Annotated in this window: 26 protein-coding genes; 15 read left to right on the top strand and 11 right to left on the bottom strand. The window is 42.5% G+C overall.

What is annotated here, in order from left to right:
• Positions 1-81: 81 nt before the first annotated feature.
• The 10 genes from H6G97_RS26910 to H6G97_RS26865 all read right to left on the bottom strand — a co-directional run bounded on the left by H6G97_RS26910 (position 82) and on the right by H6G97_RS26865 (position 6,820).
• On the bottom strand, positions 82-1,704 hold the full coding sequence (locus H6G97_RS26910) for an AAA family ATPase (protein WP_190943641.1): 1,623 nt from the start codon (positions 1,702-1,704) through the stop codon (positions 82-84).
• A complete protein-coding gene (locus tag H6G97_RS26905; RefSeq protein WP_190943640.1) occupies positions 1,701-1,958 on the bottom strand; it encodes a hypothetical protein in 258 nt (85 codons plus the stop codon). Before H6G97_RS26905 ends, H6G97_RS26910 begins: the two co-directional genes overlap by 4 nt.
• A gap of 30 nt (positions 1,959-1,988) precedes the next feature.
• Positions 1,989-2,198 (bottom strand): DUF2997 domain-containing protein, encoded by a 210-nt coding sequence (locus tag H6G97_RS26900; protein WP_190943639.1) that lies wholly within the window; start codon positions 2,196-2,198, stop codon positions 1,989-1,991.
• Positions 2,199-2,201: 3 nt separating this feature from the next.
• The gene (locus H6G97_RS26895; protein WP_190943638.1) at positions 2,202-2,651 is read right to left on the bottom strand and encodes a DUF1257 domain-containing protein; all 450 of its coding nucleotides are present in this window, start codon (positions 2,649-2,651) and stop codon (positions 2,202-2,204) included.
• 135 nt (positions 2,652-2,786) lie between these two features.
• Complete coding sequence (locus H6G97_RS26890) at positions 2,787-3,860, bottom strand: hypothetical protein (protein WP_190943637.1); 1,074 nt, start codon at positions 3,858-3,860, stop codon at positions 2,787-2,789.
• A 255-nt stretch (positions 3,861-4,115) separates the two neighbouring features.
• Entirely contained in the window at positions 4,116-4,310 is a 195-nt protein-coding gene (locus H6G97_RS55485; protein WP_338421852.1) for a hypothetical protein, read from the bottom strand.
• 115 nt (positions 4,311-4,425) lie between these two features.
• Positions 4,426-4,698 carry a hypothetical protein gene (locus H6G97_RS26880; protein WP_190943636.1) on the bottom strand — a complete coding sequence of 91 codons (273 nt, stop codon included), beginning with the start codon at positions 4,696-4,698 and terminating at the stop codon, positions 4,426-4,428.
• 224 nt (positions 4,699-4,922) lie between these two features.
• Positions 4,923-5,120, bottom strand: coding sequence for a hypothetical protein (locus tag H6G97_RS26875; RefSeq protein ID WP_190943635.1), 198 nt, complete (start codon positions 5,118-5,120; stop codon positions 4,923-4,925).
• 3 nt (positions 5,121-5,123) lie between these two features.
• Positions 5,124-5,900 carry a DUF5895 domain-containing protein gene (locus tag H6G97_RS26870; RefSeq protein ID WP_190943634.1) on the bottom strand — a complete coding sequence of 259 codons (777 nt, stop codon included), beginning with the start codon at positions 5,898-5,900 and terminating at the stop codon, positions 5,124-5,126.
• A 122-nt stretch (positions 5,901-6,022) separates the two neighbouring features.
• On the bottom strand, positions 6,023-6,820 hold the full coding sequence (locus H6G97_RS26865) for a hypothetical protein (RefSeq protein WP_190943633.1): 798 nt from the start codon (positions 6,818-6,820) through the stop codon (positions 6,023-6,025).
• Between the two features lie 623 nt (positions 6,821-7,443).
• Between H6G97_RS26865 and H6G97_RS26860 the strand changes: the two genes are divergently transcribed.
• The 11 genes from H6G97_RS26860 to H6G97_RS26815 all read left to right on the top strand — a co-directional run bounded on the left by H6G97_RS26860 (position 7,444) and on the right by H6G97_RS26815 (position 14,817).
• On the top strand, positions 7,444-7,698 hold the full coding sequence (locus H6G97_RS26860; protein ID WP_190943646.1) for a helix-turn-helix domain-containing protein: 255 nt from the start codon (positions 7,444-7,446) through the stop codon (positions 7,696-7,698).
• Between the two features lie 106 nt (positions 7,699-7,804).
• Entirely contained in the window at positions 7,805-8,074 is a 270-nt protein-coding gene (locus H6G97_RS26855) for a hypothetical protein (RefSeq protein WP_190943632.1), read from the top strand.
• Positions 8,075-8,248: 174 nt separating this feature from the next.
• Entirely contained in the window at positions 8,249-8,503 is a 255-nt protein-coding gene (locus H6G97_RS26850; protein WP_190943631.1) for a hypothetical protein, read from the top strand.
• A gap of 167 nt (positions 8,504-8,670) precedes the next feature.
• The gene (locus tag H6G97_RS54880; protein WP_277883337.1) at positions 8,671-8,802 is read left to right on the top strand and encodes a hypothetical protein; all 132 of its coding nucleotides are present in this window, start codon (positions 8,671-8,673) and stop codon (positions 8,800-8,802) included.
• A 1-nt stretch (position 8,803) separates the two neighbouring features.
• Positions 8,804-9,007 (top strand): hypothetical protein, encoded by a 204-nt coding sequence (locus H6G97_RS26845; RefSeq protein ID WP_190943630.1) that lies wholly within the window; start codon positions 8,804-8,806, stop codon positions 9,005-9,007.
• Between the two features lie 17 nt (positions 9,008-9,024).
• The gene (locus H6G97_RS26840) at positions 9,025-9,600 is read left to right on the top strand and encodes a hypothetical protein (RefSeq protein ID WP_190943649.1); all 576 of its coding nucleotides are present in this window, start codon (positions 9,025-9,027) and stop codon (positions 9,598-9,600) included.
• Between the two features lie 142 nt (positions 9,601-9,742).
• Positions 9,743-10,168 carry a hypothetical protein gene (locus tag H6G97_RS26835; RefSeq protein ID WP_190943629.1) on the top strand — a complete coding sequence of 142 codons (426 nt, stop codon included), beginning with the start codon at positions 9,743-9,745 and terminating at the stop codon, positions 10,166-10,168.
• A gap of 8 nt (positions 10,169-10,176) precedes the next feature.
• A complete protein-coding gene (locus H6G97_RS26830) occupies positions 10,177-10,380 on the top strand; it encodes a hypothetical protein (RefSeq protein ID WP_190943628.1) in 204 nt (67 codons plus the stop codon).
• A gap of 167 nt (positions 10,381-10,547) precedes the next feature.
• Complete coding sequence (locus H6G97_RS26825) at positions 10,548-11,078, top strand: hypothetical protein (RefSeq protein WP_242055265.1); 531 nt, start codon at positions 10,548-10,550, stop codon at positions 11,076-11,078.
• A 49-nt stretch (positions 11,079-11,127) separates the two neighbouring features.
• Positions 11,128-11,355: an alpha-ketoglutarate-dependent dioxygenase AlkB gene (locus H6G97_RS26820; RefSeq protein WP_242055262.1), complete on the top strand. Its 228-nt coding sequence runs from the start codon at positions 11,128-11,130 to the stop codon at positions 11,353-11,355.
• A 240-nt stretch (positions 11,356-11,595) separates the two neighbouring features.
• Positions 11,596-14,817: a plasmid replication protein, CyRepA1 family gene (locus tag H6G97_RS26815; RefSeq protein WP_190943645.1), complete on the top strand. Its 3,222-nt coding sequence runs from the start codon at positions 11,596-11,598 to the stop codon at positions 14,815-14,817.
• A 179-nt stretch (positions 14,818-14,996) separates the two neighbouring features.
• Here the strand turns inward: H6G97_RS26815 and H6G97_RS26810 are convergent, their stop codons facing one another.
• Entirely contained in the window at positions 14,997-15,164 is a 168-nt protein-coding gene (locus H6G97_RS26810; RefSeq protein ID WP_190943627.1) for a hypothetical protein, read from the bottom strand.
• A gap of 396 nt (positions 15,165-15,560) precedes the next feature.
• Between H6G97_RS26810 and H6G97_RS26805 the strand changes: the two genes are divergently transcribed.
• From H6G97_RS26805 to H6G97_RS26790, 4 genes are all read left to right on the top strand, one after another.
• Positions 15,561-17,975, top strand: coding sequence for an MASE1 domain-containing protein (locus H6G97_RS26805; RefSeq protein WP_190943626.1), 2,415 nt, complete (start codon positions 15,561-15,563; stop codon positions 17,973-17,975).
• A gap of 17 nt (positions 17,976-17,992) precedes the next feature.
• Positions 17,993-19,318 (top strand): hybrid sensor histidine kinase/response regulator, encoded by a 1,326-nt coding sequence (locus H6G97_RS26800; RefSeq protein ID WP_190943625.1) that lies wholly within the window; start codon positions 17,993-17,995, stop codon positions 19,316-19,318.
• Positions 19,319-19,600: 282 nt separating this feature from the next.
• The gene (locus H6G97_RS26795; RefSeq protein WP_190943648.1) at positions 19,601-19,756 is read left to right on the top strand and encodes a hypothetical protein; all 156 of its coding nucleotides are present in this window, start codon (positions 19,601-19,603) and stop codon (positions 19,754-19,756) included.
• Complete coding sequence (locus H6G97_RS26790) at positions 19,753-20,289, top strand: DNA cytosine methyltransferase (RefSeq protein WP_190943624.1); 537 nt, start codon at positions 19,753-19,755, stop codon at positions 20,287-20,289. Before H6G97_RS26795 ends, H6G97_RS26790 begins: the two co-directional genes overlap by 4 nt.
• Positions 20,290-20,380: the final 91 nt, after the last annotated feature.

Genomic DNA, 20,380 nt, shown 5'->3' with positions numbered 1-20,380 from the left:
GAGATAGATATAGTGAACGCGATCGCTACAAACCTAAAAGAGCGATCGCCCCCATAGAATCAGGAGGCAATCGCTTTCTCATCAGTTCATATTCCGAAACTTAGCAGCACGCAAAGACTGAGTTTTCGCTGCAACCACAGGACTACTAGCGCGTCGTGCGGTAGCCGCCCAGGACTGCATCCGCTCGACTGCCGCAGCGTCCTGAATCGCAAGCGGGGTAATGGTTTGGCGGCAGGTTTCCAGATCAGCAAGCGTTACCTGCTGCGGTCTACCCTCATCGAATGCCAGCAGAGCAGCTTCCGAAGCAAGGGTTTCCAGTTCTGCCCCTGAAAACTTCGCGGTCGAGGCTGCGATCGCCTCCAAATACTCCGATTCCAGGTGAATGCCAAAGCGTTGTAGATGAATCCCCAGAATCTGGACTCGCTCAGGCTCCGTGGGAAGATCAACAAAGAAATTTTCATCGAAGCGGCCTTTCCGTTTTAGTTCACTTGGTAACGCAGATGGGTCATTACAAGTTGCCACGACAAACACGCCACTGGTTGATTCCGACATAAACGTGAGGATATTGCCTAGAATCCTTTGACTGACTCCACTTGTATCGCCACTACCGGAGAGGGCTTTTTCTATTTCGTCAATCCACAGGACGCAGGGTGCGATCGCTTCTGCCGTTTTCAAAGCCCGTCTGACATTCCCTTCAGACTCACCGACCAGACTGCCCAACAGGGATGCAATGTCTAGCTGTAGGAGTGGTAAATTCAGTATAGTTGCAATGTTTTTGGCACAGTTAGATTTTCCTGTTCCGGGTGGGCCAGCCAGCAACACACCTTTTGGTTGGGGTAAGCTAAGACTTCGTGCCTCTTGTGTGAATAGTCGCCGCCGCCGAGTCAGCCACTCACGCAGTAGATCCAAACCGCCAAAAGGAATGGTAGCTGGCTTACCCAACTCGATACCCATTTGAGACAGTAGCCGAGTTTTGTACTCGACGGCTTTGGGGATAAAATCAGCGTCAACGAGGACACCATCATTAGTTAAGTTTTCTTTGACTGTTAACCGAAGGAAATCACTAATTTCTTCTAAAGTTAAACCCAGCGCTGCACGAGAAAGAGTTTCAAATTCAGTATTTTCTAGCGTAATAGTGAAAGTCAATTCCTGTTCAATAGCAGACTGTTGTAAGTCATGCAAATAAGAAGTGATATGCTCAAGTATTTGGTCAATACTAGGTAAAGGGACTTCACAATAAGGAATCAATCTGACTAGAGATTCGTGTAGTTGTATGTTCTGATCCAACAAGACAATGCGTTTATCTGTAGGTTTTAACCTGTGGTAAAGGTTTTTAACTTTGGATAAAATCTCCCAACTTAATTGGGGTGAGTTCTTAGCAATAAAGGGGTGAATATCTCCGAGAATAAATACACCATTTCCGCTAAAATTCGCAATGTAATCAAACACATATAACAATGGGTCAGCGTGTTGTGGTTTCTTATACTCTGCAACTGGTTTAAACATCAATCCCCCATCTGCTGCGATTAAACACTGCTCCAAGGTTGATACTCCCAGATTCCAGAAGAACACTGGACATGAAAGCTTATTGTTAGCTTCAGCAGTCAGCCATTGAATAATCGTCGCTTCATCAGGAGACAGAACATCAACCGCAGCGATGGGAATTTGTGAATCGAGCGTGGAGAGAAGATTTGAGAGGTTCATTGTTTTTCAATTTGATAAGGTAATGGAGCTAGTTCATCGTGAGTATTAACAAGTCTCACGACTACTTCATAAACTTCGGCATCGCCGTCGAAAACCTCAGCTATACCGTTGTTCTCTTGGTAGGCAATTGCGGCAACTATGGCATTCAGCAGCACACACAAACCTTCAGTATTCGCTTTGATGATTACGGGCTGGCGTGATTTTTGCTGGGCGTAAAGGTGGATAAAAGGGTATTCTTTAGCTAATTCACTCATGATGTTTTGGGGGGGTTAATCCCCCATTTTTTACTGACGTAAACGTGTTTGACTGCTTTGGGTAGTCCGAAGCTGTGGTGCTGATTCTTCTTTGAAAATGCGATCGCCTTCGCTCACAACTCCAAGTGCTTCTTCAAAGGGTTGCGTAGCCGATAAACAATTCAAACCCTCAAACCCCTCAGCCTCTACACGAACTTCACCTGTAGCGCTGTCAAAATGAATCAGTATTGAGCGTTCCATAATTTATCTCCGTGCAAATTGTTTAACTTCTTGATGTCCGGCAAAAGTTAGGCGTAGAGTTTGCACAGTGCCGGTGGTTGATTCTGCGATCGCACATTCACCAAACCTTTCTTGTAACTCGGCGGCTTTAGCGCGAACCATCCGTTGTCCATAAGCCAGCATTAGTTTATTGCTGAAAAAGTCTTTGCCCAGCTTCGGAACTGTTTCGTAACTGTCGTGGATTATCTCGTACACGCCGCTTGACTGATTCCACTTGAATCCGATGTCTGCACGGGCTTTTATGGTGCGACCAGATACGATGATTTCAGCACTTTGTCCTTGAGAACCACCGTAGTATCCTTTTAGTGGCTGCGCTTCTTCATGAACTTGCGGATTTAGTTTCAAATCTTGTAAAGCTTGTACCAGACATTCACGGTTAACAAGCTTGGTTTTAACTGTTGAGAAATGTGACATTTTTAGCTCCAAGGCTTTCAAATTGGTTTGAGAAATAGTACGGGTGCGATATCCTTTTTGGGTTATTCTGGAAACTACGTATTAAATCCATTGGGATCAGTCTTGAGCGAATTCACCCTCGCCCAAGACTGTTTTTTACCGGAACTTAAACGACATCACGGTAGCTTTCGATAAACCCACCTCACCAGTTGCTAGCTCTTGGAGATTGCGCTGTTCGTCTAACAACTTGATCCGAATTTCTTCCATCTTTTGCTGCAATTGACTGCGCGTATCTGAACCCAGATTCTTCGACTCAATCGCTGGATCGTTAACGATAGAGTCCAAGTGCGCCATCATCGCCTCCAAGCTGCTGCCTGCCTCCGGGTCAGCATTCGCTAGTAGCACTTGAACCTTCATCAGATGACGCTCCATTTTTCTTTTAAACTGTATGGGTTTCCTCCCTGGTTCCCAATCAGCCAACTCTTCAAGCAACTGTGCGGCGAGTTGTTCACCACCAGCGATCGCTGATTCTCGTAGCCTTTGCTCTAGATTTTGGTCATACTGCTGAATGAACTTGGTAATCTGGTCAAGACATTCGGCTTGTTGCTGGTTCAGTTGTTCGGACAGTGCCGGGATAATTACCGGACGACCAATAACGACTTGCAAATAGTCTTCAAGATCGGTCAGAGTCGGAAATGCTCTTAGCAAGTTGGCTTTGACTGACTCTTGCTTATCCTCTGTTAATTCCCAGGTGTTAAGTGAGAGGAACTGATCAATGCGCTCTTGATAATCAACAAGTCCTGCTTCGTAATCAGCTTTTAATTGATTACGCAATCCAGGGGCGATATTATCCCTAATATTGATTAACTGGTTCCAAACGAGTGGAGCTAAATCAATCGGACAAACCCAATCGCCAGTATCAGCAGACATCCATTCTTGAACTGAAGCAATCTCTTGCCTCAGTTGGGCAGCAGCTTCATCCAGCTTCTTAAATACCTTGATTCCCCGCAAACCGACTTCGGAATTTGTAACTTTCACAAGGTCTGATTCGATTTCAGAAACCTCAGCTTTTAGCACATCTGCCCATTTAGGCGCGGCAGATTTTGTACTTTTCTTTAGTTGAATACGGAAGCGAATGCGAGTTTTATTTAACTGTGAGAAATTGTGGCGCTCGACTACTGCATCAGTTAGGAAATTTGCAGCGATAGTGTTATCGATTGCTTGTACCATGATTATTTACCTCAACCATTATTTTTCACTTTCAATTAAGCGAAGCTTTCTTTGTGACTATTTGAATGTCTTTAGTAGCTCTATAGATTACTTTTGTAGAGCTATTTTGTAACCTAATATGTCTTTTAATGACAGGTGGTTTATGTATGGACATGGCTCAAAATAGTTGAAGTTGCTGTGAATTATCCTGTACCACAGGCTTTTGATAAACCATGCCTTCGACTTCATAACAACGAGTCATAAGTTTGTTTCGATTTAGTCGAAAGCTGGCTTTTTTCTTTGATTTGGCAGAGGTAAAAATAGATACTGTGGATGTTTTATAGTGCCTTTATCACCCAAATATCGAGAAAGTGTACCGTTGATTTGGTAAACTTTTGATGAGCTTAATAACGTCGTGTCGTAAACCTTAATCAAATTTAATTCCATCTTATTAGCAGTGAAGTGTGCCATAATTTGTTGTGGAATCGATTTTTCTCTACAGTTAGACTAATTAAATCTGACTGTAGACTTTTTCACGCATAATTCGTTACCTTTGCGTTAATTATTGATTGAGAGTGACAGAAGATTACAGATAGAAATGCTCGAAAATCAGATTTAATTTTGACTTTGATTCATCTGATAAGGCTTTAAAATCAAACTCTTCAGAGTCCCAAACTTCATCAATACTGGTAGACTCATCAACAATGTTTGCAATCAAACTCGATTCATCGTCATGCTTCCAGCCATTTGCTAAAAGCCACGGCAGAATTCCCTTAGATTGCAATAATTTCTCAATGTCGAACGAGTCAGAAAACTGCTGTAAGTTTTCGATACTAGGGTGAACAATTGTTGTTGTCATGGGGGTATTTTAAATGATTGATATACAGCCCAATCAAAAGAGGAAGAAAGGGATTCAAGAATTATTAAGTCACTCTCACAAGAAAAACTTTTTCCCTTTCCTTTTCTTTGTTAGCTGTAGACAAGACTTGAGAACTGATCAAATATGCTTCCCTACTTGAAGGTAAATAGGGAAGCATAAAGGCGAACACAATTGCTGCAATCATCTCAACAAGTATTTGGCTATTAAGAAGGCACATCTTCCCAGTAACCAACTTCATCATCATAATTTGCTTGCATAGACTGCAATTTGTTGACAAAGTTAGCAAATTCTTCGTTAGTTAGTAACTGCCTTCCTTTTTTGCCATAGTTATCTATGAGAAACTGTTTGCCCTTTTCCTCTTCCCAACCTAAAGCTTCAATCAATCGTTGCGACTCCATCATCAATTAATTGCGATCGAGTGCATGAGACGTATGCTTTGATAAGTTATTGTTAGGCAATCCTTTTTTCCACCAATCGCAGATGGAATTATGCACAAGGGCAATTTCTTGAGCTATTGGTTTCTTGCCAATACAATAACTCTCCCAGTTGAGCGCAGTCGGCTTTTCGTATCCGCTACATACACAGGCGTTGGAAGTTTGCCCCCCTTTCTCACGTTTCTCTGTTTTCAATATGGGACAAAATACCCACATCGAATGCCAAAGTAAATTCTTTGGTTGGTGATGTTTGTCTTGAAAACTTGCATAAGCTTGTTCGCAGGTTTCACGGAATGCTATTAATTGTTGATCAAACGAAACTTGAAACACTCCCCAAGCAGTTATTTGTACTGGTGCGATATGAAGAGGTTGATTTTGGGCATCGACGAAAATCACCATATACCGCCTACCGAATTTGTAGGCGTTCTTGTCCAAACCATCACTGCTACGCCAAACTCCAATCACCTTTCTATCGTTTCCGTATAGCAGAGGCGATCGCCCAATCACAAGTATTCGTGGTTGTCTATAAAGAGCGCCAGGAATGCCTATCTTTTCATCGTTTTCGTCCAACTTGTTAGTAAGAACTTTATACTCTTTCCCACCAACTAGTTCTTTATTTTCGTACCATCCTGCTAATTGTTGATTTTCGTAAGCAATCCAAATGCCTGCGGGTGAAGGAATACTTTTGGCTGCTGGGGTCTTTTCGTAGGCTTTATGTTCAGCAGAATCAAAGTCAAAAGCTGTCATAGTAGCTGCTGCCTTTCTTTAATGTTAGTTTTCACAAAAAATAAGCGAAGCTTTAATTCTGAGTGGCGAATGGCACTGATTTTAAAATAGTGGTGGAAGAGAATTTTCTTCCACCATCCTATTTACGCCGCTACCAACTCCCGACGAACTTGCGGCAGTTCAATCGGAGCAGTTGCCCTAGATAGCACCTCTACAGTCTCCCTGACACACCAATACCGTACTCCATCACCACAGCGCCAGTAATAAGTCTTGGGGTCGTTTTCCCAGACTTCATCAGCGTTTCTGACCTTGAAGATAATTCCCAAGAATTCACCATCTAGATATACGTTGTGAGCCGTCTGAAGGTCAGTGCGTCCTACATAGGTCAGTCGATAGTCGTCCACTGGTTTGCACAAGTCTTCTGCACGAGTCCCGCGATACCCACAGTTACCGCACCCATGTCCTTCGCAGTCTGGACAGATGGCAGCAGGCATATTCCACTTCGGCAGGGTAAAATCCCATCCACTTGGTGGTGTTAATATTCGAGCCTTGTGAGAGATATAACAACCAGCATGACCGATTACTTTATCAGGATAGTATTGGACACTCAACGATAGCCAATCACAATCACCCAACAAGCCTATTTTCTCAGAAGCTTGTTTTAATTCTTCATCTTCCTTATGATTGCGCTCTACTGGAGCAGAAAGACTCGCTTTAACCTCTGCAACAGCGCGTTTGAAAGATTTTTTATGGTATCGAGCATAGCCGTGGGTCATTTTCACCCACACGATATCATCACTGTTGATCCAGATAGTTACTACATCTTCGGGCTTGCACTCTTTTGAGTAGTCCGACTGATTGACGATGGTTGCGATGATTTGGCGATCGCGTGTGGTCAAGGGATCTTTTGTTGACGTAGGGGCTGAAACTTGTGTCATCATTAGCAAATACCTCTTACATGGGTAAAAGGGCGATCGCACAGTTTTGCAGACCAGAGCGATCGTCCTATTTTTATGGGTAAGTTTGTTGTGCTTGCACAACACTCTCAATCTAGAATTGGCGAAGCCTCATTTTTAATGCTCCTAACTAGTAGTTAAAGCTACTAAACAGAAGACATAGTGTGTCATGCGACCGACGGCTTCAATAGTATTATTTGCCAGCCACTGCACTAAGGCGATTGCTTCTGCTTTGAATAAAAGGCTTACTCAAAATGGCTGTGTGTCCGTTGATTGCTTCTCCAGGCTTCTTTACCTACTCAATAGAGCTTGTGCTATACCCCGGTGATCATGTCTCTAGACTATGTTTCGACTTGGAATGTTAGCTTGGCTTGGTTTGTAATGGTTGACTTGCGAACTCTTTCGCATCCTGGGTGCTGGCAGTTCGCTTTCCTTGCCCTTATATTTAATATAAAGTCTTACTTAACATTTGTCAACTTTGACTTATTATTCGCTAAGTGCTACTTTATATAAACAAAGCAGACTTAATAAACACTAGGTGTTACTTTGTAGAAATAAATCCTAAACCAAGGCTTAATAAAGGAGGTGGTTTAGTGAGTTCATGTTTGATGAAGGTTGAAAAGCGTATTCAAAAGGAAGTTCCTGGATTAGGAGAAAAAATTCGACGTGCAAGAAAGGTTGATAAACGCCCACTTATAGAATTAGCAGCCTTGGCTGGAATGAGTACCCCAAACTGGTATGCCATTGAAAATGAAGAAATGAAAACATTGCCTCTGGCAACACTCAGAAAAGTAGAAGCTGTTTTAGGTGTTACTTTTGGTGTCGAATTTAACGAGGATGAGGACGAGGAAGAACAAGAATGACTTGATGAATGCGTTTATTTAACTAAGCATGATAATTTGAAGCGACCGCCCGCCTGCAAGCTATGCGATCGCTCACCTCAACTAGACCACCACAAGAGGTATAGTTATGTTTACACTACCAGTTTTTCAGTTACTCCTCCAAGATAACCCTGACTTGTTCACAACAGAAGGCTTATCTTCACTATTGCTAGACTACCAGGGCTTGAAATGCACTCAACACCACAAATTCACCTATCCCTCATTACTGCGAGATAAAAGCGTTTACCTAGAACTTGCCCAATGGGGCGATAGCAACGCTCTTGACGCAGAAATTATCCGTCGCTTCAAAGCAAGTCCCAAAATTTGGGCTGCTAATGGTTGCGAAATAGTACAATAAAGCTCTGATTTTTTATTTCTCTTCCGCAAAATTTGTGACGATCTTCATGAACTCCAGCGAAGCATAGGCATTTCTGGAGTCAGCCATCACAATACTGCCATCCGCGTTCGCCCTTGGCGTTGGCGCAGCCATCGCTTGTTTTCATACCCAGCAGTAAAGGAGCAACTGATACTGTTGGACAGTGACCGCTTGAAATTTCAACAATCAGTAAGAGAAATTACCAAGTATTTTATTAGCCTTGTACAAATGCGGCCTGCATACAACTTGTTTTCAGTTGACGAGAATGAGAAAAAGATTCCTGCTTCAGCCACAGCAGTACAGAAGGCAGCATCACAAGCAGTAAGAGCCGATATTTATGCAACCAGCCACGATTGGCAGCAAACAGGTGCTAACTGCTGGGAGGGTAAACGCGCCTACCTACAAGGTTGACCCCGATGAAATTCACCTATGTCTTCATCTTGATTAGGATGAGAACGAATTTATTTTCTTCGATGCTCATCACCCAGACCCCAAGCGATGCCTTTGGTTAGACACGGCAGAGTAAAACACATTTTTAAACTTGTGCAAGTTTGAAAAATTCATTTTAGGAGCGAACTATGACATTACTCTTAAATCAGTCGCTATTGCTCGAATCCAAATCTTTTAGAACGGAAGCCATCACAAACTTTTCTGACGACAAGGCTTTAGAAATTCTGGCAAAGGCCAAAGCAATTATCTTTGCAGTCTGAGGTGGTAGTGGTTGGGCGACTACCACACAAATCGCAGAATATTTCGGAACCACGGAGTCATCTGTCAGAGAACTCTTTCGAGTTAATGGGGCTGAATTTCGAGACTGGGAAACCAAAACCCTCACTGGCAAAGACTTACGGGATGCTCGTCAGACGCTCTGTTTACCATCCCGAACATCCCAAGCCAGGGTTTTCTCCGCATTAGGCACACTGCGAATTGCAATGCTTTTGACCGAATCAGAGATTGCTGCTCAAGTACGCACTATCATTTTAGATTTAGTTTCAGCTGTACCAGCGATCGCTCCCCAGCAACCCCCTACACCAGCCCTTCCCCCAGTTGAACAGCGATTGCATACTCTTGTTCTGGCCATGAAAACTTTAGCTGAGTTAACTGGTGGCAGACTCAACCCGTACATGGAACAGCAATTTAAAGACTATGCTGGGAATCTTCTGGCAGAACACAACAGAAAATTGCTAACCCCTTCAGAAGAACGCTGGCTCGGCGTGGTCAACTTTGCAGAGAGCGAACTTGGAAAGAAAGTCCCTATCAGTGGTACTCACTACCGGGGACATCTTGGCACATGGGTGAGAACATTTTACCCTCAGTTAGGCGATCGCCAAGAAACGCGATTGGTTAACGGTGTCCAACAGCCCATCTATGTCTACGCTTGTCACGAGCCGACTGTTGCAGCAGGCTTAACCAAAGCTATAGAAGAGTTCTTCGCTCATCCCAGTCCTGGTGCAGCGCTAAGGCAGGCTGGTGCTTTCGCTAGCAAGAAAGCTGTAGTTACTGCTTGATGGTCATCGGTCATCGGTCATCTCATCGGTCATCGGTCATTGGGTATTAGACATCGGTCATCGGTCAAGTAGAGCGATCGCCGAATCATCAAGAATTAAGACTTTTATAACAAAGGCAAATTCTACCTTGAGGGGAAAAGATATGCAACTCGGATACTTCCAGAAAGACGCACTGATTGAAAAATTAGCTAAGAAATTTTACGCAATTCAAGGCTATGTAGTCCCCGAATCATATCGAATGCAATCAGCTACACATCCAGCAGAAAGAGCGTGTGTGGCTATGGCTATTTTCGCAATCGAAGAAGTTGAGTTTGAACTTGCCAACGATGACGATACAGAAATTATCAAATGGCAGCGAGGGCAATCTCTGAGTGAAGAATGTCAATACTACTTTTGCAAATATGAAAAATTTACTTTAACACTATTGACTTCGCCACATATAAATATGACTCGTGTAGAAGTTTATTTAGAGAATACAAAGCTTTACGTTTCTGAAAAAGCAATCAGCCCTCAAGAAGCAACAGAAAAATTACAGGATTTTATCAGCACACTTGCTATTGAGTTTTAGGAGTATTTATGAAAGTTGTAGTTCAAGTAGTAGAAAAAATCATTAGTGAAGCCCACATTCACATTCCTGATGGACTCACAGAAGATGCAATCAGACAGCACATCGTTGGGCTTTATAACAGTGGCGAAATAGTTCCTGATTTAAACATATTTCAGGTTGATTTTGAATCCATCAGCGCAACGATTGTTCAACAACCGCAGGAGGCAGTATGACTGCCACACCATTACTAAAACCCCAGACAGTTATTCTTGAAACTGTCACGCGGCATCCTCTGAACTTCTAGGAGTCTCCATTATGGTTCACAACTGAATTACTGCGCCATGTTCCGTTATCTGGTGTCATTGGTGAGCCTTGTGTCGGACATGGAGCAATCGCATCTTTGTTGAATGTGTGGCCTCATACAGAACATATCTGGACTAACGACATCGATCCGAACAAACAAGCAGATTTTCACTACGATGCAACACTATCCGAGTCATGGGATTCTTTACCAGAGTGCGACTGGATCTGCACTAATCCACCATACTCGGAGTTTGCTGCACCAATTATCAAGAATGCCTACCACAAAGCTCGTGTAGGTGTTGCCGCATTCTTATTAACCAGCTTTCTCGAACCCTGTGATGATCGGGCAGATTTCTTACAGCAGCACCCGCCATCGCTTGTACTAGTTTTGCCTCGCTTCTGTTTTCGTAAGGATAAACGGGGTACTCGTTGGGCTACCGATAACGTTACTATCTCGTGCTTTGTATGGGACAAACGCGCAACAGGGCAGCAAATTATTATTCGTCCTAAGTCGACGATCACTGGGTTTTACAAGAACCCTGAGCAGGCGATTTCGCCTGAACGGGCTTTTGAGATTGTACGGGCAATACCCAAGGGAAGTATTTATGAAACAGATGTCACTTTTTGACAGGAGTGGACAAGATTCGATAGGGTAGCACTCTGACAACGAGCCATCGATGGGATTTAACCCTGCGATTGCTTCCATAAGCCTGGGTTCATGTCGCAAGTTTCAGATAAAACCCATCGGCGGCAAAGCAACGGATTTCTGGCTGGAACACGGCAGTTTACTCGTGATGCACCCAGGCTGCCAATCAACTCACCTTCACCAAGTCCCCAAGACCAACAAAGTGGTTAGCACACGTATTAATTTGACATTTCGACCGCATACAGGGGGAAGGATCTGAAGAAGACAGCTTGTTTTGAGTTTCAATCCAATTTTCCAAAATGGTGTATTATATTCTCTCTTAGTTCAGATGTACTATCATCTCTGTTTTAAAGCCTCTTACCCCAGCTAACAAGATATTTCTCACTCTGACGGCTGAACTAAAAACAACAGTTCTTTAACCCGTGTCTGCGTAACCAACCTTAAAGGCGGTATGACCATATACCGCAAAATTCTCATGCGTCAAAATATTGGAGGGGATATGACAGTTTTACCGACCGATTCTCAAGCCAAGCACCGACAAGAGTGGCTCAGTTGCGGAGTTGACGAAGAAATCATTGCTCTGAATGTGCGATCACTCTCCGAGACGTTACCCTACGAATATCTGCTCTACAGTCCCAAAATCTCCCGTCGCAATGATGGACGATTGCGCGATCGCGATTTGAAAAAATACCAGCACATCGAACTCGGCGGCTGGTGGTGCAATGGCGTTGACCCACTCAACAACTACGCACAGATGATGTGGGGCTGTTTCAAACCCGACCACCCTCGACGTGACCGCCAAAAGATCCACAAGTTCATCAAGTACGAGCATCCTTACAGAGAAGAGACACGCGCCTTCTTCCTCTTAGTCCTGAATCGCATTTGGGTGAAAGTCTCCCTACGTTGCGGTATCCCTATCACCGAAGAGGACTTACAACATCCTGGGGGTTTCTGGCACTGGGTTTGGAGGCACAACGTACCAGTGACAATCGTGGAAGGTGTCAAAAAAGCAGGGGCGTTACTAACTGCTGGTTATGCTGCGATCGCAATTCCTGGCGTTAACGCTGGATACCGCACACCTATTGATGAGTATGGTACAGCGAATGGTAAACCATACCTCATTCCCGACCTCAAACACTTTGCAACTCTTGGGAGACAGGTTAACATCTGCTTTGACCAAGATAATAAGCCCGAAACTGTACAACGAGTCAGAACCGCTATCAGTCGCATGGGACGGTTGCTGGTAACTGAGGGTTGTTCGCTACGAGTCATTGATTTACCAATTGGGGCAGAGAAAGGGGTTGATGATTTTATCGTTGCTAAGGGTCAGCCGACATTTGATGCACTCTACAATACGGCTGTTGCACTGGAGTTGTGGGAAATCAAGCTGTTTACCTTGTTGACTTATCCCCCGTCCATCGCACTTAACCAAAGATTCCTCGGACAGCTTCTCGTCCCCGAAGGTGAAAAACTCATCATTCTTAAAGCTCCCAAGGGAACCGGTAAAACCGAATGGCTGGCAACTGAGGTGGCCAAAGCACATGATCAAGAACGCAGGGTCTTAATTATCACCCACCGTATTCAACTGGGTGAGGCATTGTGCAATCGCTTTGGTGTTAACTATGTTACCGAAGTCCGCACGAATGAAACAGGCACATTATTGGGATATGGGGTGTGTGTTGATTCACTGCATCAAGAAAGTCAGGCGCGATTCAATCCCAATGAATGGTCAAATGATGTCATTATTATTGACGAATGCGACCAAGTTTTTTGGCATTTGCTCAACTCTGGTACGGAAGTGCAGAAGCGTCGGGTGTCCGTTCTAAAAAATCTCAAACAACTGGTACAGAATGTTTTAGGCAGCAGTCAGGGAAAGATTTACTTGTCCAGTGCCGATGTTTCCGACACAGATGTAAAGTATGTTTTATCACTTGCTGGAGAATATCGGGTTAATCCCTTCGTTATCGTCAACAACTATCGGCACGTAGCTGGAAATTGTTACAACTACTCTGGCAGTAACCCGAAGAATCTCATCGCTGCACTCGACAAAGCCATTGCTAAAGGTGGGCATCATTTACTCTGTTGCTCTGCTCAAAAGGCTAAGTCTAAATGGGGAACCCAGGCACTTGAAGAACGGTTTCGCCGCAAATTTCCACACCTGCAGATTCTGAGAATAGACAGCGAATCCGTTGCTGATCCTTCTCATGCGGCTTTCGGTTGTATCGCTCACCTGAACGAAATTTTCACCCAGTATGATTTGGTTATCGCTTCTCCAAGTTTAGAAACTGGAGTCAGCATCGATATTCGAGGACATTTTGATGGTGTTTGGGGAATTTTTCAGGGTGTGCAGCCGGTTAACTCTGTGCGGCAGATGTTGGCAAGGGTTAGGGAAACAGTTGACCGTCATATCTGGGTCAGAGAATGGGGGATGTCGGTTGTGGGGAATGGCTCTACATCCATCGGAGGATTGCTCAGAAGTCAACACGTCGCAACACAAGCTAATATTGCGCTGTTGTCGGCGGCGGATAATGATGACTACAGCTATGTTGACCAGAATTTTCAGCCGGAGTCATTGCAGACTTGGGGCAAGCGTGGTTCTGTAATCAATGTAGAAATGCGGCGTTATAGAGAATCTGTGCTTGCGGGTTTGGTCGAGGATGGGTACACCGTTATCGATGCCGACGATGCATCGGATGATGAGAGTGGGGCTGTAACCGAGTCGGTTAAGGCGGCATCTGTTGAATTGTATGCTGCTGAATGTCAGGCGATCGCTAATTCCGATGAACTCTCACAGACTGAACTCAAAAAACTGCAAGACAAACGGGCGAAAACGAAAACTGAACGACATCAGCAGCGCAAGGCTGAATTGTCCCGTCGCTATGAAGTTGATGTTACCCCTGAGCTTGTGGAGAAAGATGACGACGGCTGGTATCCTCAACTGAGAATGCACTACTATTTGACGCTGGGGCGAAAGTTTTTGACAACCCGTGATGCCAAAAGAGCTGCATCGCAGTTAGAGGCGGGAGAGAATTCGATTTGGAAACCAGATTTTAACAAGGGGCAGTTATTACCTGCCGTGTTGTTACTCGAAAATCTGAATCTGTTGCAGTTTCTTACACCAGACGTTCAGTTACGTGGTAGCGACGAAAAGATGGTGGAGTTTAAGACACTGGCTGTTCAGCATAGGTACGTTATTAAGAATTACCTGAATGTCAGTGTCTCGGAAAAACTGACCCCGATTGCGATCGCACAGAAATTACTTGCGAAAATAGACTTGAAACTCGATTATATTGGTCGGTTGGGTAAGCGTGAACATCGGGAGTGTGTTTATCGGTTTGTTGCCCCTGATGATCAGCGTGATTCGATTTTTGGGCAGTGGTTAAATCGAGATAAAGCATTAAATCGTGAGTTGGTGTCAGTCATTAATAATATAGAGTTCCCAACACAAGTGACTGGTACAATATCACATGACATTCCCCAAACATTAAATCAGGTCGAAAGTCCTGCTACCCACGGTTGGAAAGGGCTGAAACTGAAATTGCAGCAGGGTTTGGACAGTATTGGCTCTTCCTACAGTGAGTTAATCTCCAAGGCTGGTCAGGCTATCGGTGTTGCTGATGGGGAGCCTTACTGGAATGGGTATTTGGGCCAGTGGCAAGTTTGGGTTAACTTTGGGAGCGGTTGTACATCTGTGGTGTGCGATTGGTTGGTGGCGGTGTAGGCCATATTGCCATAAAGCTCCGTTCGTTCGAGCCAATGTTGTGCAAATTTTATCATCAAGTATTCATGAGTGGCATAGTTTGCCGCTGCTCTTCTCGCTACTGTTTGTGATAGGTGAGTTCGGGTCGAGGTCAACCGGGAGTATATTTGTCCGTTTGTTGACCTCATGGTGACTCAATTTTAGGGAATACTTAAATCAGAATCAACTATCTGTGTTATGCCGTGATAATCCCTTAACCCGACATTTTTCTCTACAGGCGACAGCATCGACAATGCCGCCGCGCATCTCGGCTCAATACCAATCTGACTCGGAAATTTCAATTCCGTAAGCGAGCAGTTTTCATTCATGTAATTTAATCTACCACCTCAGTAACCCATTTTTGGACTGTAGCGTTTCAGTTCCTGTGAACGGTTACAAATTTATTTTTGCCATAATTGTTAGTAGAGCATTAATTTGGGGAATTCTATTAATTAAGGGTTTTACCTAATTAATTTAGTTGGAATTCTTAGTGGTTGTATTGTCCTACTGCTCAGTATAATTTATTCTATTTTTAGAACAAAATACGCATCATTAATCATTCGATAGGAACAAAATACCTGATGTCTAACAATTGAGTTTCTGAATATTTAGATATTCTAAAATCAGGAATGAACGCTAGCTTTTAATATTTAACATTTTTGAATGAAATATAATTTAAATGTGAAAATTAATAATTAATTGGAATAGATACTTAAAGAGAAGCCATGCATCAAACCGAGGCTAAAAATAAATTTTCATTATTACTGGAGCGAACATTTTTGCTAGCTTTAGTAGTGATACCTGCTACTCATTTCTGTTTAGCTCAGGTATCCAAAACACTATCTTTTGAGAATGGAACATCAGTTTTTTGGCCATCAAGTGGCGTTTATTTGACTGCGGTTTTGCTACTAGGATACCGAATTTGGCCAGCTATTCTTTTAAGTGAATTCATTGTCAATTATTTTCTGTACTATCATGATATTACCGTCACCGTAGCTATGTCTATGATCGATATGATCGATCCGTTAGCGACTGCCTTCCTCATCAATCGCTTAATCAGACATCGCAATTTACTAGAAAATTCTGGCAAAGTTTTTAAATTTCTAATCTTAATAATACCTGCACCTGTTGTGAGTAGCACCCTTGCTACCATCACGTTGTGTTTAAGCAACAACGCTGCTTGGAATAATTATGCAGAAGTCTGGCGTAATTGGTATACAGCAGTGATTGCTGGAATGCTTATCGTCACGCCAGCATTATTGTCATTATTGTTACAAACTACACAGCCGAGAAAATTACACTGGTATCAAGGTTTAGAATTAGCCGTCTTGGTTCTCCTGTTGATTATTATTAGTCGGATAGCTTTTTGGGGGGGTTATCCTGTTGAGTATATGATGATTCCTTTGTTGATTTGGTCAGCGTTCCGCTTCAGCCAACGGGAATCAACTTTAGTTGTACTTCTGGTGACAGTGATTGCAGTTTTCGGCACAGCTCGTGGTTTTGGATCATTTGCTAAACAGTCTATTTCTCAATCTTTGTTGCTACTACAATCATTCATTTGTGTTGTAGCTATTACTACTTTTGTGTTGTCTGCCGTGATTAACGAAAACAAAAAGGCAGCCGCAAAACTTAAACAAGCAAATGCAGAATTAGAACAACGTGTAGAAGAACGCACCTACGAACTCAAAGAAGCGAAATTAGCTGCCGACAGTTCGAATCAAGCCAAAAGTGACTTTTTAGCCAACATGAGTCACGAACTGCGTACCCCTCTTAATGGTATCTTGGGTTACGCGCAAATCTTGCAGCGATCACCAACCATAACAGATCATGAGCGTAAAAGTATTAACATCATTTATCAATGTGGTTCTCACCTACTAACCCTGATTAATGATATCCTTGACCTTTCTAAAATCGAAGCCAGGAAAATGGATCTCCATCCTGAAGGTTTTCATTTTCTAAAATTTCTTCAAGAAGTTGTAGAAATTTGTGAAATTCGAGCGGAACACAAAGGTATTGCTTTCACCTATCAACCAAGTCAAGATTTGCCCAGTAGTATTTGTGCGGATAAGAAACGCTTGGGCCAAGTCTTGATTAACCTTTTGGGTAACGCCATCAAATTCACAGATCATGGCGGCGTAATTTTCAAAGTTGAGGTGATAGAGAACGACAAACTAGAAATTGAGGACATTTCCCTATCTTCTATCACTAAAATTCGCTTCCAAATTGAAGACACAGGGGTAGGAATGACCCCCGAACAGCTGGACAAAATTTTCTTGCCCTTTGAACAAGTTGGTAATATTACCAAGCAATCAGAGGGTACAGGGTTAGGTTTAGCTATCAGCCACAAGATTATTTCCCTGATGGGTAGTAGCATCCAAATTGAAAGCCAATTAGGGCAAGGTAGTATTTTCTGGTTTAAGCTAGAACTATCTGAAGTGAACAACTTCATACCAGCTCTCACCGATTTTACGCCAACAGATATTATTGGTTATCAAGGTGACAAGCAGAAAATTTTAATTGTCGATGACCATTGGGAAAATCGTTCAATACTGGTCAATTTATTGAAACCTATTGGCTTTGAGATTATTGAGGCATCTAATGGTCAGGAAGGGTTAAATCAAGCCATTAAATATCAACCAAACTTGATTATTACGGATTTAAGAATGCCTCAGATAGATGGTTTATCAATGACCACATTCATCCGTCAGCAACCCAAATTAAAAGATGTAATTGTCATAGTTTCTTCTGCAAGTGTATTTGATTTTCATCGTCAAGAAGCTCTAACTATCGGTTGCAATGATTTCCTACCCAAGCCTATACAATTAGAAAAGTTATTTTCACAATTACAAAATCACTTACAGTTGACATGGCTTTACCAAGATGGGAACAAATTAAGTGCTAAGTATCAGGACGATATAAATGTATCGGTAGAAATGATAGTTCCCCCTATATCAGAACTGATGAGTTTACATCAATCCGTACAGCGTTGTGATATTGCTAATATTTACACAGAAATCAATCGGCTCAAGCAATTAGATATAAGATATACAAATTTTGCCAATAAAATCATACAATTTACTGACGAATTTGAAATTGATGCAATTGCTGCTTTCATTGGATTAGATATATCAAAACATTAAATTACTATCATATTATTATGCCAAATACTCATAAAAACTCTATTCTAATTGTCGATGATACCACAAACAATATCCGAATTTTATTTGATATTCTGCATCATGCAGGCTTTCAAATTTCTGTCGTAAAAAGCGGGGAAATGGCATTGAAAAAAGTGCCATATATCCAACCAGACTTAATTCTATTAGATGTGATGATGCCAGGAATTGATGGATTTGAAACCTGCCGTTGTCTAAAAGCAGATGAAAAGACCCGTAATATTCCCATAATTTTTATGACTGCTCTGGCTGAGGTAGAACATAAGGTTAAAGGATTACAGTTAGGGGCAGTAGATTACATCACCAAACCAATTCAAGTAGAAGAGGTACTAGCCCGTGTTAACGTTCATTTGGCATTGAGAACTACGCAAATTCAGCTGGTAAATGAAATTACTGGACACCGACAAGCTGAAGAACATCTACAACACACAGTAAAACAATTACAACAAGCCCAAACACAACTGATTCAAAATGAAAAAATGTCTAGTTTGGGTCAACTTGTAGCAGGTATAGCCCATGAAATCAACAACCCAGTAAACTTTATTCACGGTAATCTTGACCATCTTAATGACTATACGCAAGATTTACTCCGAATGCTCCGCCTTTACCAGCAACGTCATCCCAGTCATGACCCAGAAGTGCAAGTTTTAGATAGTGAAATTGATTTAGATTTCCTGATTGAAGATTTACAGAAACTCATCAGTTCTATGAAAAATGGCACTGAACGGATTCGCAATATTGTACTGTCGCTGCGAAACTTTTCCCGCATGGATGAATCAGAATTTAAAGCAGTAGATATTCATGAAGGAATTGAAAGTACACTGCTGATTCTACAATATCGTTTGAAACATAGGCAAGATTATCCAGCAATTGAAGTGATTCGCAATTATAGTAACTTGCCTCCAGTTGAATGCTATCCAGGAAATTTAAATCAAGTGTTAATGAATATTCTTGGTAATGCAATTGATGCTTTGGAGGAGGTCAACACCAAGCGCACCCGTGAAGAAATTCAGAAAAATCCTAGTCAAATTACCATTCGTACTGCTGTCAGCAATTCACAATGGGTAGAAATTGCCATTGTTGATAACGGGATGGGAATACCAGAAGAGATAAAAAACCGCATTTTTGACCCTTTTTTCACTACTAAACCTGTGGGTAAAGGCACAGGTTTGGGCATGGCTATTAGCTACCAAATTATTACTGAAAGGCATGGCGGCAAGTTAGAATGTTTTTCTACTCTTGGTCAAGGATCTGAGTTTATTATTCAAATTCCTGTCAAACAAAGAGTAAAAGCAGGGCAACCATAGTGGTATTTTTATCTAATTCACAATTATAAACTCGCAATTCGCAGTTATAATTTTAGGTAACTTGTACCACCAAATAAATCAATTATTTAACTACATATTTGTAATTACGAACTGCAAATTGCGAATTGTTATGAATATTAGTTAGAAATATTAATCGAGGCAGAATTGGTTGATAAAAATAAGTTTGAGTCCTTGCTTCAAGAAACTAGAGAAATTGGAAAAATCTTAGTTGCATCTACTCGAAAAGTTAAAGAGAAAATCAAGCAATGAAATTAATTGCGAATGGGCGAAAAAGCGAATTGTTTTGGCTGGGGAATGCCTGGACAATACCACTGGAAGCTGGAGAATCCACGCGAGATTACACCGATTCCCTACATTGGGCAGTTGGGAATTTTTGAAGTGCCAGATGAACTGGTGAGGAGTGCGATCGCAAAGTGAAATCAGTCCTCTCACTTTTCTCCGGCATCGGCGGACTCTGCCACCACGGAATATCAGCCGCAGGTCTATCTCACAAATTCCGAGTCCAGCAAATTGTCGAAATCTCCCCTTATTCTCAATCACAATTGCGCCATGAACAACCAGGAATTCCAATCCACGCAGATATCACCAACTACCATTGCCACCAAGGACAGTTCGACATCATCTGCGGCGGATTCCCTTGCCAGGGTACAAGTAACTCAGGAAATAGGCTTGGACTTGCCGACTTCAGATCCGCACTCTGGGGAGAACAGTTTCGGATCATCAACCAGTGTAGACCAGCAATCGCTCTCATCGAAAACCCAACAGGGCTACTCGTTAGAGGAATGGCAACAGTCCTCGAAGACCTTTCCAAAATCCGGTACGTATGTGAATGGTCAACTATACCCGCGTACTGCCTCGGCTTGCCGCATGAAAGAGAAAGAGTCTTTATTATTAGAACTCTTGCAAAAGTGTTTTGTGGTATAATAAAGGGTTTGAAAACTTGCAATTAGGAAATTTGATTAGCAGTGAAATTTGGGAGAGCCAAGCAGCTTACCGCAAAAAAATTTAAGCGAATGACTGGAGTGAGCCGTAAAACCTTTG

The organism is Nostoc flagelliforme FACHB-838 (genome assembly GCF_014698065.1).
Taxonomy (GTDB): Bacteria; Cyanobacteriota; Cyanobacteriia; order Cyanobacteriales; family Nostocaceae; genus Nostoc; species Nostoc flagelliforme_B.
Note: the sequence above shows the minus strand (reverse complement) of the source record. Positions and strands in the feature narration are given on the sequence as shown.